The organism is Mesorhizobium sp. ES1-6 (assembly GCF_020164775.1).
Lineage (GTDB): Bacteria > Pseudomonadota > Alphaproteobacteria > Rhizobiales > Rhizobiaceae > Mesorhizobium.
In genome coordinates, this window is sequence record NZ_JAIUGU010000002.1 from 27,957 (window position 1) to 42,192 (window position 14,236).

Consider the following 14,236-nt stretch of genomic DNA (forward strand, 5'->3'; position numbering starts at 1 on the left):
CCTTTGTCGCCTCGATACATGAAGGGAACCGTGCCATAGGTCGATGAGGGGTAGAGCTGAACCTCACCTGACGGCCCGCCGCATTCCGCAGCAAGAGCCAGGCCCGAGCTTAACACCAGCGTTGCCATTGTTATAGTGAAACATATTGATATTTACATATTACAAGATCTCGGCGTCAGTTTCTGACTATGCTTAGACGATTATAAACCGTAACTACTTCTCAAATGACCGCCAATACGGCCGCTAAATATCAATGCACCATGGATCTGTGCGCGGATCGCAATTGTCCTGATTTTTCTTTGCCACCTTCAGACTAACCGCTTTCCTCCGCGGTGCGATCCCATTCTCTTGCGCGAAATTTTTGATCTTACCCGCAAGGGTGGGAGACAAGACAACTGTCACGTCCTGGGTGCCAAGCATATCGTGAAAGCGGCCTTGAACGTCCTCACCGCGTGCGTCGATCTCTTTCAACAGGCGTCCTAGCCCGTGCAATCCCATTCGTACTGGCGCCTTCCGGCCGCTACGCCCACTTGTGCCACCGGCTTCTGCTTCCTCTTGTCGCTTGGATCCGGTTGCCGTGCGCGTGTCCTTGGATACCTTTGCCATATCGATCTCCACTTCCTCAGCGATCTTGGAAGATTTTCTGTTTCAAGAACTGATCTACAGCTGCGGCTGCTCCCTGCTCCGCTGGGCCGCCTGCAGCCGTGATGAGGCCCAAGAAGATGTCTGGACGCACCTTCTCAATTTGCTTTAATCCGGCAGGATTGAGATAGAGGCCAACCGTCAGCTTATGGGTATCGGTCCTCGAGTTCGTCACACCCGCCGCGGCTTCGGAGATATGAAAGGCGTCACCGACCGGCGAGAACGTAACCGATGGACTAACCGTGCCGCTGATCGTTGTCTTGAATTCCAACTGATCGACCATCGTCGGCGGCCCCTTAACGGAAGTGACGTCTTTACTGTCGCCTCCACTGAGGTTGCCAAAAAGCGCAAGAACAAGGAAGTCATCAACAACACGTTCCATCCCCACCTTCCCAGCTATTGGGTAGACGACGTTGGCCTCGACCAACTTGTCCTTGCAGTACCTCGCGTCCATATTACTTATGAGGCTACCGAAATTGTCGGTAATCGTAAACGATCGCTCATTTCCACGCTGCCTGTCAAAATTCCCTTGCAAGCCCAGTGAAAATCCGGAGTGCGGCAATGTGCGAAGCAATTTCAGTGATGGCTCAACATTGTTGACGACCACCATGTTCAAATCGAAATTATAAGCGATCCCCGTGCTCCAAAGCAGTCCGACAACAGTCTGGGAAAACCCGGACAAGGCGGCAGGCTTAAATCGCCTTATAGACTTGGGGTCAGTCCTGTAGAGTTTCTGAAAGGACAGTCCAATCTGCCGTGAGCGATCATCAACTTTTCCGCCATCGTGGTTTGCGTCACTGGTCAGATAGGTAAACAGGGAGCCGATCACAGCCTGACGGGTCTCACACCGAATCTGGCGTACGATGTTATAAGTCGAGAGCCCCGTCACGTCATCGGGCAGCGGATGGATTGCACAGGCAGTCAAAGAGACGGAAAGAGCAACCATGGTGCAGACCCGTCTTCTGCTGCGTTGCCCGAAACATGACGGCATTCGCAACGCAAGACTCGAAAGTCGACCGTGTTTTCGCAATTGACCCCCCCCGGATGGACGACAGAACTATTAAATTTCTTTTCTTCTGTCTTAGCAACATATTTTCTGTTCTTACTCGTTTAAATTCAACCCGCCTCTCCTTTAGAGAGATAGTAACACGTGTCCAATGTCCGGGCGAACCGCATGCAACCAGACCACCAGGCAGGTCTTGTTGCCGCGCGTCCACGTCGCTGCTGGCGCAAACGCTTTATTCCGTTGAACACAGATTACATTGTGGGCTAAGCCGGTGAAGACGCTCATCGCCTTGTCCTTTTGCAACCCTATCGGTATTGCGACCTTGCCCCTGTCCGTGGCCATGCCGGCGAACGCTCCTTGCAGGAGAACTCGTCACGAGGCAAACAGGCGAGATACACCCAGTGACAGATGTCCGAAATGTCCGAGACAGAACGGACGATCGCCGATATCGTCTGGCGATTTTCGTTGGCGGGCCGGCATTTGACTAATCGCGTGGCCGGTGACAGTTTCTTTAGCGTTTGCGAAACGGAGTTCGGCGTGGCTCCCCCTTACGATTTCGGAAATCTGACTCCCCCTGAGTTCGAAGCCTTAGGCGTCGACCTGGCTGCAACCGAATTGGGATTGCGGTTTGAGACTTTTACGGATGGTGCGGACCGGGGAATTGACGGTCGCTATCAGGATGGGAACGAGCTTACCATCGTCCAGGTGAAACACCTGAAAAATAGCAAGTGGTCTGACGTTAGAACAACGACAAAAGGCGAAGCCGAAAAGCTGAAAGAGCTCCAACCCCATCGATATCTCTACATCACGTCCTATCCTCTGACGCCGCACCGGAAAGATGAGCTACAGGCTCTTTTGGATCACCCCTCCGTTTCTTCGGGAGACATATGGGGGCAATCCGAACTGAACGCCCTTCTTCGCAAGCACGGCGCCGTCGAGAGGCGTCATCCCAAGCTCTGGATTTCGGGCACCACCGTCCTCCGACGTATGCTCAACAACGACATTGCCAATGTATCCCAAGCGACGATTCAGGACATCGAGCGCGTACTTAAAATCTACGTTCCAAACGAAAGTGTAGGAACGGCACAAGAAATACTGGATCGCCGACACTGTTTGGTCATATCCGGCCCCCCCGGCGTAGGGAAAACAACATTGTCGCACGTTCTTGCTGCTGGATTCATCCAGCTCGGCTGGGAGCTTATTGACATGGGACGCGCTGAGGATGGCTGGAAGGCGTTCGACTCCGAGAATAATCAGGTCTTCTTGTATGACGACTTTCTCGGAAAAATCGGCTTGCAAGCCAGCCAAATGGATAGAGAGAACGAAAGGCTCATCAAGCTCTTTAGATCTATTTCGAGAAGCGACACCAAACGCCTGGTCCTAACCAGCCGGTCCTACATCCTTGAGGCTGCAAGAGAAAAGTCCGAGTTTTTTGACGATGCATCGTTCAATCTGAGTGAACTAACATTGTCTTTAGGTACTTACCAACGAAGAGATCGCGCACTTATACTGTACAACCATCTATATCACTCTAGGATTGATGACGCAGCGATCCACTTATTGCTGAAAAATAACACCGCTGGAAAAATCATAGATCATGCCAACTATATGCCCCGCATCATTGAATGGATGACAGATCATCTGCAATTTCAACATATACCAACTGAAGACTACCCTTCTCGGTTCATGGAGACACTGAACAACCCGCGCGCGATCTGGGACAAGGTTTTCAATTCCCATATCAGCACCAACGCGCAAGTTCTCCTGTATTGCATGTTTCTCTCCTACAGTCGGATAGCGTTTCGATCAGGCGTATCTATCGGCGGCCTAAAACCGTTCTTCATCGGGGCCTTGGATCAGTTTCAGGTGGATAACAGGCACCACTTGGGTGACACCGTTCTCGAGGAAACGCTCCGTGAAATAAGTTCTTCATTCGTGACCGTGGACGGTGGCCAGGTCGACTTTATCAATCCCTCTGTCCAAGATTTTTTAGCTCGGCAGGTGCGGGACGTCAAAATTTTGCAGGCGCTACTGGCCGCATCCACATCCTTTTATGCGACAATGCGTATTTGGGACATCGCTTGCGATCTTCCTCCGAATTGGAAGGCAGTATTCGCCTCGTCCATACTTGCATCCATCAAAGCGGGCTCACTGTCGGGGCACCTGTCGTTCGACGCACTTGGCGAGTTCATCTGCGATCTGCTTTCAACGAAACGTGACGTGGGTTTTGTAGGGTTTCTTCGAAGGAATGGGCTCTACGGCCGGTTCTCAAAAAACGAGGTCGATCTGCCGGCATTCATAGACAAATTGAGAGGAACATATGGGAACCTGCCTCTTGCGCAAACGTATGCAAGATACCTCTCGCAGGAGGTCGTTCGGTTTGTCAAGCGCGGCCCCCCTTTGGAAGACCTCGCACAGTTGGCCGAAAATCTGAAGGAATCCAATGTTCGTTATTCACGAGAATTTGACGAGATCTTTGCAGAGGCGGCAACCTACGCCATCAACAATTTGGTTTTGCCTGAGGCCGATTCTGATGATGAACAAACGGTCATAAATTGGCTTGATAATATTTCTTCACTACAAGTTGATTTTCAAATAATTGTTGATGCGAAGAAGGACGAGCTTTTGGCATATGTGAGTATTTTTCAGATGGAGCGCAATTCACGCAACAGTGACTATCGCAACGGGCCTTCAAGTCCAACCTGGCCCGAACGCAGGCCCGAAGATTTCTCGGACGCAAGTCTGAAGAAAATGTTCTCCACATTGCAAAAAAGATAGAGGTTAGCCGCTTTGGGGCTACCGGCGCAATGTTCGTTTAGCGTGGGTCCCCAACTGACACTGCATAAGGCCCGGTGGCGGCAGCGCGCGATCGATCTGGACCCCGGTTCCTCGCGATCCATCCGGACTTAGCTTCGGCCATTAATGGAGGATTTGAAGAAAGGGGACCGCCTTAACTTGCGAGGCGGCCCAGAGCCAGGGAGGTTGCTTGATTTAGCGGCATTGGTTCAATGTCGCCTGGCGGCGTCCTAGGCATGTCCAAGCGCATCGCCGGCACTCGGCGAGATCGCGGTCGAAGAGGTATCAGCGTGCGACGCAAGCTAGAAACATTCCAGAAAACAAAGATTTCAGAGCCGTCATCATCTCTCTCTCGAGAGAGATGCCGTCCGATACCGCTAGTTCAACCGAACGTCATATGGGAAAGGCTTGCACGCTTTGTTCGCTAACGATCAAACCAATGGCCGCAGGCGTTTGCGCGACCGTCGATTATCGGACACAGGGCAGAACGTCAGCCCTAACAGACAGCCAGAAGTGCCTCCATCTCACCGCGTTCTTACCCCGAGCCGATACAGCAAGCTTGGTATTGTTCAGTTCGAAGTCGGTCGCTCTCAAAACGTTGATGCGGCAGACATAACGATGTCGGATACGCCCTCGTCACTGCGACCCAATGCATGCCGCAATTCCAGCGCTTGCGAGAGAATTGCGACAGCCTTTCCCAGGCTGGCTAGCCGTCCGCGCTTCATAAGAATGGACCAAGCCCGATCATGTTGCACTATCGTCGCGGCGGGGGCGTCGGCGATAAAGTTCAGCCCGATGTTTCGGCCGGAATCGGCCTCGGCCGCAATCAACGCTTCGTCGATAGCATTGCCGTCCAACAAGCCAGGGAACCGCATAGTCATGGCCCATATGAGAGAGCGGCTATCCTTCGTATTCCGAGCTGCTCTCGCAGATGAGTACAACGCTGCTTGATCGCGCGGCTTCAGGCGAGAGATAAGAGCTTCGACAAACTCGACTTCGTGGCGCCCGCCCGCAAGTTTCAGAACCGTATTCACCAACTCCGCGGCATCCTCTGTGGTCAGTCGCGCGAACAACACGACGATGGCCTTGGCCCAATAAGATTGGTCCGTCTCCGGACCCAATAGGGTGCGGAGCAATTCTAGAGCAAAGGCCGAAGGCGCTACATTCGCGATGACATTGACAAATCGACGTTCATCTTCAACAACGCCTCTCAGCTTCAGCTCGCTTAACCATGCACGAAAAACGTCGCCCCGTTCGGGCTCGGATAAGCGTTTGAAATATTCCTCCGCAGACCAAATTCTCCCTGTATAGGTCACAACATGCAGGGCTGACGGCAGCGTTGCCCGAATATTGTTGAGAGTCACGGCATCGCCCAAGGCTTCGATGCATCGGTCGAAGTCATCGCTGCCGACCCTCGAAACCAACTCATCCACCATTTGCTGCCACCGGCCATCTTGATCCGTTGTACTCAGGAGCGGCAGAACGGAACGCACGTCGCCAACGCTTTCTTCGCCTGCAAGGCTTTTGGCGAGCAATGTCCGGCACGCCTCTACCTCATCCTGCTTTGGAGCGTCTCCCAACTTATACCGGATCGCTGCACGCTGTGTGGGATCGTCGATCACTTTCAAATGATTCAGGATCCAACGGGCGAAGCTTTGACGGAGGTTTTCGTGCCGTATTTTGCGGGTCTCGTGAGCCATCTGCGCCACTGCCCTGCTTGCACTACCATCGCGCTGCAACTGTGCTACGCGGCACGTGGTCCACTCATCCGGATGTTGAATAACAGGAAATGAATTGCTTTCCAACGTCGTAAGCAGATATGCGCTGTTAAAGCTCAAATTCATATCTGCTATTTCAGAAATATATTTCAGTTCAACTCCAGAAGATACATCTATTTCTTCAATATAGCTAAAAATCCCAGTAATTATATACGCTGTCTTCTCAGCGAGATGGTGATCCATAGTGTCGAGTAGTTGCGGCAGCGGCATGCGTGCGGCAATTGCGGACGGGAAGTAGGAACCCGGGATATCTTTCCAATGGTTTAGCATGGAAGCAAGGCGGCGGTGCAGGTCCGGCGGTACAAGCCAACCCGACGGTATATTGACCTTCCACAGAAGTGCCTGCGCGTCGGAGCCTGAATTTATCAACCACCGCAAGGTCATGGAAGTCGTATCCAGCCCCGGGACAGAGAGCACATTCATGAGCTCACAAAATTCCTCGATATTCTCGCGCCGGCGTGTGCGGAGCTCATCATTGGCTTCGGGCAGGCCTGCTGCTGATCTGGCTACGACGCGGCTGGCCGGCGCCAAATTCAAGTTGCGTGACAATATCAGCGCCGTGGCGCTGCGCAGTTCCAAATTAGAGAGTTTATCCAAAGCTCCTATCAAAGAAGCCGCGACGTCAACTGAACTGAGCTCGATCTGTCGCGCCGCTCGTTTCAGCCCCTCGCCACCCCATCTGTTGATAAATTCGATAACGACGCCCGCTGCCACGTTCGGCTGGAGCGAATGGATCCCGCTTGGCAATCCTGACCTCGCAAGCGGCTCGCCCTTTTCGATTTCAAACTTGTTGGCGAGAATTGTCGCGCGAGCTCTGGCGGTGTCTGTCGCCGTCTCGTCGTGCAGGATGAACATCAAGTGATCATCCAGGACTTTGGCCGGTTCGTGCCACCATTCGTAGCTAGGAGTGGACTCCAGATTATCGAGGAGCCGGTCCGTCGCAACGCGGCGCGCTTCGTCATCCGTCTTGTGTATTATCCGTCCCAGCATATCGGCGATATTGACGGCGCGTCGCCACGCCGGATGGGCGCCGCCTTCGGGAGGGGCGCTAACGCGATCGGACTCTCTGGGCGGCTGGACAAATCCGCCCATCATTCGCGTGAAGGAATTGACCTCGTCTGCCTCCCAGTCACGGGGACCATGCTCAATTACCCTGCCGATGTCATTCCAGGACGGCAGGTCCATTATGTTAGGCCACAACGAACGTCGTGCGTTTCGATCGCAATGACGCAACAGCGCTCCCAGTATCGGAGCCTCTACGCCCGCATCATGAACGGCTGAGCGAAACCGCTCGAGGATGCCTTCCAGATCGACAAGGTCCGTTTTCTTGGACCGGGCCTCGTCGATGAGTTGCTCCACCATCAGCGCCGCCGATTTCGCTGCCTCATGGTCTGTCGCGGCGAAGGCAAGGACTGTTTCAAACGCCTCGTCAAAGCCCTGTGCCTGCATACCGGCCAACACAACCGCGGCTTCGGCTTTCAATCCATGAGAGCTTGTGGAAGCCGCAATCTGGTGGATGCGCCCGAGCTGCTCGCTTCGATCGTGCGGCCACCGGCTTTCAAGCAGATAATGTCTAGCGTCGAGTTCCGTCTGCAGGTCCGACAGCGATCCGATATAGTCAGTGACATTGAAATCGGAATCTGCCCAGGTCAGCAGGTCCAGTGCCTCGTCGGTATTTCTAACTGCGTATGTGAACAGGCGGTTGCGGACTTCGTCGGCAGCTCTTTTGACCAAGACCTGCCACTCGACTACAGAATCCGGATGAAGCTGATCTCTTATCTGACGCAAAAGGTTTAAGGCTCCGGTTGGAGCGTAGACTGCCGGAAGGTCGGCATCCAGTTCATCTCGCACAGCCTGCATCACAAGATCTGGATCATTATGATCCGCCAGTTTTGCCCGTTCCAAGCGTGTGTATTCTTCGGCCACAGGCCACCACAGGGCTGCGGCAAACTCCAAGGTAGAGTGCGGCAGCAAGTGTCCGCCAGAAGCTGCCCGGGCGTTCGCGTTTCGAGCATGTTTCGCGATGGTATCGACCAGTTCCAAGAAATCGCGCACATGCCCGAATCGGGTCTGGTGCGCCTTGAGCCAGTCAAAGCAAAGCAGTGCGCTCATGAGTGAGTTCGCATCTGGCGCGCCGGAGAGGTGTGCGGCCGCATGCCGAAGCGGATAAAGCGCAACGTCAATTGGGCTTGTGTCGGCATCAACGAGTGCGACCGTGATCAGCCTGAGAAACCCCTGTTCCAACTGCCGATCATCCAGCGCTAGAACCTGGGACAGCGCGTCCGCCATTTTTGGATGAGCGAAGCTGTAGCCTGCCTTCGCATCTCCGGCGAGAAGCGTTCGCACGGCTCGTAACGCTTCACCGACCTGTGCAGCAGAAACGTCCAGGACAGTGATGAGGTCGGCACGCGTGATGGGGCCCTTCGCCCTGACAAGCGCGCCTACCAGGCCGTGCAGGACCGGCTTTGTAACCTCAGCGACGTCACCGAGCGCCCGTTCATACCATTCCTTCAGCACGCGATTTAAGAGACCCTCTGCCCCCTTGGAAACACGTGCTGCGTCCTCGAAACCGTGCAACCTGATCTGCTGGGCAACGATGCGCGTGACCAGTGGATCACCATCGCAATGCTTGACGGTGGAGGTGAGTTCGCCAGGCTGCGGGATATTGGTCGTTGCGCTGGTGAGCAGGGTCGTCACTTCGTCTGAGCTCAGCCCCCCCAGATGCACTGTTAAGGCATTCTCCTCCCAACCCAGACGGCGATGCCATTCTTCGCTTGATGGGTCATCGGCCTCCGTTCTGGCGCTAACCACCACCCGGAGTGGGTGGCCACCATTGCGCGCGGGCAGAAATCCAGGGCCGATTGACCAGCCGTCTGCCTCATCAAGGCCATCTACAATGACCAACAAAGGTGTCTTGCTCTCAACCAAGGCCTCGAGAGCCCTATGGGCGAAGGCGCGCATTTTCTCGACTTCAGTGGGGAGCGGCATGTTGGATGGAAGAAACGAGGACAAACCCTCAGCCAGGGCCGGGAAGAAGTCAAACTCCTTGGCCAGTGACTGGCGGCGGTTTATTGGGACAAACAAAATATTTGGCGCGTGTTCAGGGCTAAGCTTTAGCTTTTCGATCCACTGAACGAGGAGCGCCGATTTTCCGCGCCCACCGGGGCCGCAAAGCAGCAGGTTAGGAGAAACGTCTGACGCGTTGAGCCAATCGTCAAGCGCTCCGAGATAATCCGATCGTCCAACAAAGGGAGAATCCTGGTGTTCGCGGAAAAACTGCCTTGTGGAGACCGCATGGTCGTTGCCGAGGTAAGGAGAAGGTTTGTTGAGCTGATGGACGGTTTGCGCGATGTGAACGTCATCGGAACCGCTGGAGTGGACGAAATGGTCGCCGAGCGGATCCATTGAAGCGGCCGTCGGGCTGCTCGGATCGATCGCGATGTCGTCTGAGATTGACGCTACGAGCCATGGCCGCTGGGCGTCGCCAGTTAGCGATTTTACAGATTGCGTGACAAGCGTTGTCAGTCGCTGGAATGTGAGCCCCGGCGCCTCGATGTGTTGGAGGATTGCCTGGCAGAAGGGGCTGTGGTCGCTTTTTCCGTCGATGCTTTGAAACCAGTCCGAAGCTATCTGCCCCTCAGAAGTTGCGAAAAACACGCCAACATCGCCATGCGGACCCAGGGCGACAGTTACGGGTCCCCGCGCCTGCAACATCTCGGCCCGGCTTTCCTCATCCTCGTCAGCGAGGAAAGCTGTCCCGAAGGGATCGTCCCGGCAACCGTCGAGAAGAATGATGGAAGTTTTTGCCTTGTTCTTGATGGGTGTAAGAATTTCCTCAAGTTTGAATGCGTGTCTCTTGAGAGAGTTTCTGCCTTGAATATTCGAATCCACAGGAAGCAGGTAGTTCGAGCCGTCAACCTGGATGCTGTGCCCGGCGTAGAATAGCAACGCAACGTCCGCCTCGACGCTCGCTCTGAGAAAACCAGACCTTGCCTTGTCAAACGTGTTCCAGTCGGCGTCTAAGATCGGCTCCCCACACGCAAAACCAACCCGCGTCAACGCCTCCATCATCGCGATCGCATCACCCACCGGATTCCGCAGCCGTTTGGCTTGAGCGTATTCCTGATTTCCGACGACAAGTGCGACGCGCTTCCTTGGCTGAATGGTTATCGGCACTTTTCCTCCATTTGCCGTCCTAGGTTGCGCTCGTAACGCTACAATCCACGGCGACACCTTCCTTCCCATCAGGCGGGAAGACACAGGTGTACGCATAATCGCGTTTGAGACGTTCGTTGTCCCAGATTGTCGTGTTGGGCTGGCGAAAGTTGAAAATCAACTGCTTTGGCCGGTCCTGATCGGCCTTGAGTATGCGCGCGATCGTCTGCGGGTTCGGATGATCGTGTTTGGTGCCGTCGGTCGAGAATGCGAAGCGGGTACAATCGATGATCTTGAGTAGGCTTGGCGAGGTATTGGCCTTGCTACCGTGGTGGGAGACCTTGAAACAGTCGATTTTCATGCGATTGTCTTCGCTGGCTCCCAGCAACCTGAGTGACGATTCAAGGCGACCCGGATGCGCATCGCCGGTGAGGAGCAGCCTCTTGCCTGCAAACTCTGCGAGGAATGCAATGCTTGTACCGTTCGGCGTGGAGGTGTCCTCTTCGAAGCGGTCACGCGCCAAGGACTCGACATCTAGGATCCCGAACCGTTCACGGCCGGGCACATCGGGTTCGACGAGATCTGGTTGACCAGGTGCCAAGCCAACATTCTCGATCACCTTACGCCAGGTCGGCTCCAGTGCTGCGAGCTCTCGATCCGAGGGGGACAACAACCTCAGCGTCAGCCCACCGGCGAGCTCGATGGGATGCGCGGCCTCTGGGCTGTCGACCGAAACAGGCCCGCTGCCAAAGGCAGCATTCCAGCGCTTTTCCCAGCCGAATTTGCGGATTCCGTCTGTTAGTTTCTCGCCTTGGCCCGGAGCGAAAGGCTCACGAAGATGCGAAAGACGTGCCTTCGCAGCGATCAGGTGATCATAGCCATTGAACCAGACCTCCGCCGTATCGAAGGCGGGCACGGCCGGTTTGACGAAGGGCATCGCTCCCTCGATGTGGTCGGCATCGATATGTGTGATGACGAACAATTCAAACCGTTTCATCGCCGCAAGGGCAGAGCTCATCGCGCGATAGGACTTTGTCCGGCCAAGGTCTATCAGCATCCGTCGCACATCCGTGGCTGGCCCCCAGTCGAGCGTGATAAAGTCGCCTTCGGCGCCCGGATTCATGGTCATTTTAAGCGACATCAAGCTTCTCCTTGGGTGTCGAGGCGAAAGCACGTAAAGCAGCGGGTCAAGTCAACTCGCCACGCAAGTTCCTTGGCGGCCGCGGCGGCGGCCGCACCTTCGCAGTCCTCAGATTCGGAAAGTCCCTGGCCCAGCCAGTCGAGTGCCAGCGTGAACATAGGCACACCGCGCCTGAAACCTTCGCGAAATAGTGCAAGTGCGTCGGTCCGGTCGCCTGCGGACTGCGCGCGCGCCCAGCGCCGGCGCGCAAGTATGATGGGCCCGTCCGGCAGGCTGGGATAATCGACCGCCAGCTTCTCAACCGCCATGTCAAGGGGATGATGGGTAACGGGGCCCGTAGCGGCGAAAATCAGCGCGGCGCCTATTTGAAGAAACGGATTATGGGCGTCGCCAAGGAATTCTCCGAAAGGCGACTGCCTCATATGTTGCAGCACCTGCGACGCGCGGTCGAAGTCCCTCCTGCCAAGAAAAGCCAGAAGCCCGGACCATTCTGGGGAGTCCACGACCGACGACATGTGCAGGCGATCACGGCCAGGGGCGCGGTCGATCACCACCTGCGCCCGCCAATTGCGGCCACCATATTTTGCAATACCGCCGAGTGATGGAACCACACACACCTCAGTCAGGCCTCCGACCCTGACTTCTACCCACAAGGGAGACCCGCCAGCGTGGTCGAGCGGCGCGCCAATCAAAGACGCCGGCTCTCGCCTGAAACGAGGCGCGAGAGGATCCTCGAACTCAACGAGCCCATATCGGATCTGCCCCAATTCATCCTGCCGCACATGGATTTTTGGTCGAGCCTTCTCTGAAACTTGATCAAGTTTCCGAGAAGAAAACGAAGGCGGCCGCACGGCGCGAATGGTGAGTGGGCCATCCGCCGCCTTGATCCCCAAGCCGCCTTGTGTCCCCTTCGGTCGAACGATGCCAGCCAAGAAGGCGGGGTACAGAAATTCGCGAGGCGAGTTGCCGATATCGAAGACGATCTTTTGACGTTCGCCCCACTTTGATGTGACGATGCGCTCGGTTCGGCGACCGTCAGGTAGGGCAAGGGTAACGCGATACCGGCCCGGCATCGGCAAGATGGCGCTAGACCGGCCACCAAGTGCGATCACCAGGTTTTCCGATGCTGGCGGTGACATTTCTCCCAATGGATCGATTGTCGCAACCGCTCCCTGTGCAAACATGGGCGCATGGATTTCGATATCGATCCGTACAGCGCCATGCGGCTCGCGAGAGTCATCTTTGCCCGCGAGTGACTTGGAAAACGTGGTGCTCGGTTCCCAACGCTGCAAAGAGACGTTGCGCCCGTCAGGCTGAACAGGCGTGTCGACGACACTAACGGTCGATCCGAACCCGTCTCCGAGCCTGACGAAGATGGCCGGCGCCTCGATTTCAAACGGCTCGACTGCGAGTTCCTCGGTGTCGATCGCTGCCGAAAAACCGAACAGAGCTCCAGCCGGCAGAGGACAGTCATAGAATGGCTCGGCCAAACCGGCAGCCTCGATGGTCCTAAATTCGGTCTTCTTGCCCTCACTGTCCACGCGCGTCAGCGTGATCCTTGCCTTGTTCCAGCGTTCGGGATCAGCGAGCGAGACGAAGGTCCGAACTTCATCAGAATATCTTGGAAAATTGAGATCGATCCGTTTGCCGGAAATCGCCCCATCAAGGTCCTGGATCTCATCAATCGACCGCCCGTAAAGTGCGAGGCAATCTCCGAGTACGTCGCGAAATCGGCCTGCGCGCACGACCCATCGGCCGGTTTCCTTCGATCCCGCAAGGTCAAGCGCATTGATGAGGCTCGCGGCAAACAAGCTGGTCTGCCCTGTGCGCCCTCCAGCCTCCTTCGCCAACAGCGTGGCATATTGCGCGACCTGCCCGACATCTGCCCGCCGCGGGCCAGCGTGGTCGAGCAACCGGTCACCGACGAGCCCCGACTGAAGTCCAAGACTGGCGTCGCTTCGGCAGCAGTCGAAAAACAGCAACTGGGCAGGCACAGCCAACGAGGCAGCTGCTTTCGTCAAGTCGTTTAGATCGACCAAGGAAGAGAATGGTTTGTCCTTGTCGAACCCGTGGTCTTCGAGAACGAAGGCCGTAACCCCGTTCTCGGATAGTCCGTGACCACAAAGATACACGACGGCCATGTTCTGGCTGTTCGCCTTGAGACGATTTCGCCAAGCCTCAGTTGCAATCCGCGCATTGGCATAATTTGGTCGCAGCGTCTCGATCCCTCGATAAGAAGCGCCAATTCGAGCTGAGCTGCGGTCGGCCTTGGCTTTACCGCCTGTCACTGGTTCGGACAGCAGGACAGCGACGCTGCCGAGCGGCCTTTGCGGATTGATGAACTCTGTTTGACCAAAACCAAGAAACCAGTCCGCCACAGCGCGAGCCGACGCTGGAGGAGAGGTCAGTTCTGCGAAATCGCTCCAGGGATAGGACCCCACACCAAGTATCAGGACGTGGGTGTGCGGGCCGTCTGCCGGATCATGAAAGACGACGCCGGCTGCGTGGTCTTCAGGGTCGGTGCTTAGTGTTTTTGCGGTCATAGCACTGGCCAGAATGCATCCGCGAAGTGGGCTGGGGTCGCGCAGCCACGGTCTCGCGCCCTCGAAGCCCCTTTTGGGTGAAGGCCGATTCGAATAACGCCTTGACGCAGAGGCGCACAATCATCGTCTACTACCGCCTCGTAGCGCTCATAAAATACATTCATCGGAACTCCCC

6 protein-coding genes are annotated in these 14,236 nt (G+C 55.7%); 1 reads left to right on the top strand and 5 read right to left on the bottom strand.

What is annotated here, in order from left to right; translation table 11 throughout:
- Window positions 1-243: 243 nt before the first annotated feature.
- Together LB564_RS04985 and LB564_RS04990 are read right to left on the bottom strand one after the other, a co-directional pair.
- Window positions 244-606, bottom strand: coding sequence for a hypothetical protein (locus LB564_RS04985; protein WP_224535501.1), 363 nt, complete (start codon window positions 604-606; stop codon window positions 244-246).
- A gap of 16 nt (window positions 607-622) precedes the next feature.
- Window positions 623-1,588 carry a hypothetical protein gene (locus LB564_RS04990; protein WP_224535503.1) on the bottom strand — a complete coding sequence of 322 codons (966 nt, stop codon included), beginning with the start codon at window positions 1,586-1,588 and terminating at the stop codon, window positions 623-625.
- 477 nt (window positions 1,589-2,065) lie between these two features.
- Here LB564_RS04990 and LB564_RS04995 point away from each other — a divergent pair, with 477 nt between their 5' ends.
- Window positions 2,066-4,426, top strand: coding sequence for a hypothetical protein (locus tag LB564_RS04995; protein ID WP_224535505.1), 2,361 nt, complete (start codon window positions 2,066-2,068; stop codon window positions 4,424-4,426).
- 608 nt (window positions 4,427-5,034) lie between these two features.
- Here the strand turns inward: LB564_RS04995 and LB564_RS05000 are convergent.
- Genes LB564_RS05000 through LB564_RS05010 form a run of 3 tightly spaced genes read right to left on the bottom strand, consistent with a single transcriptional unit; the run spans window position 5,035 to window position 14,061 of the window.
- The gene (locus LB564_RS05000) at window positions 5,035-10,398 is read right to left on the bottom strand and encodes a caspase family protein (RefSeq protein WP_224535507.1); all 5,364 of its coding nucleotides are present in this window, start codon (window positions 10,396-10,398) and stop codon (window positions 5,035-5,037) included.
- A gap of 19 nt (window positions 10,399-10,417) precedes the next feature.
- Window positions 10,418-11,518: a hypothetical protein gene (locus LB564_RS05005; protein WP_224535509.1), complete on the bottom strand. Its 1,101-nt coding sequence runs from the start codon at window positions 11,516-11,518 to the stop codon at window positions 10,418-10,420.
- On the bottom strand, window positions 11,518-14,061 hold the full coding sequence (locus LB564_RS05010) for a caspase family protein (RefSeq protein ID WP_224535511.1): 2,544 nt from the start codon (window positions 14,059-14,061) through the stop codon (window positions 11,518-11,520). Before LB564_RS05010 ends, LB564_RS05005 begins: the two co-directional genes overlap by 1 nt.
- Between the last annotated feature and the right edge of the window lie 175 nt (window positions 14,062-14,236).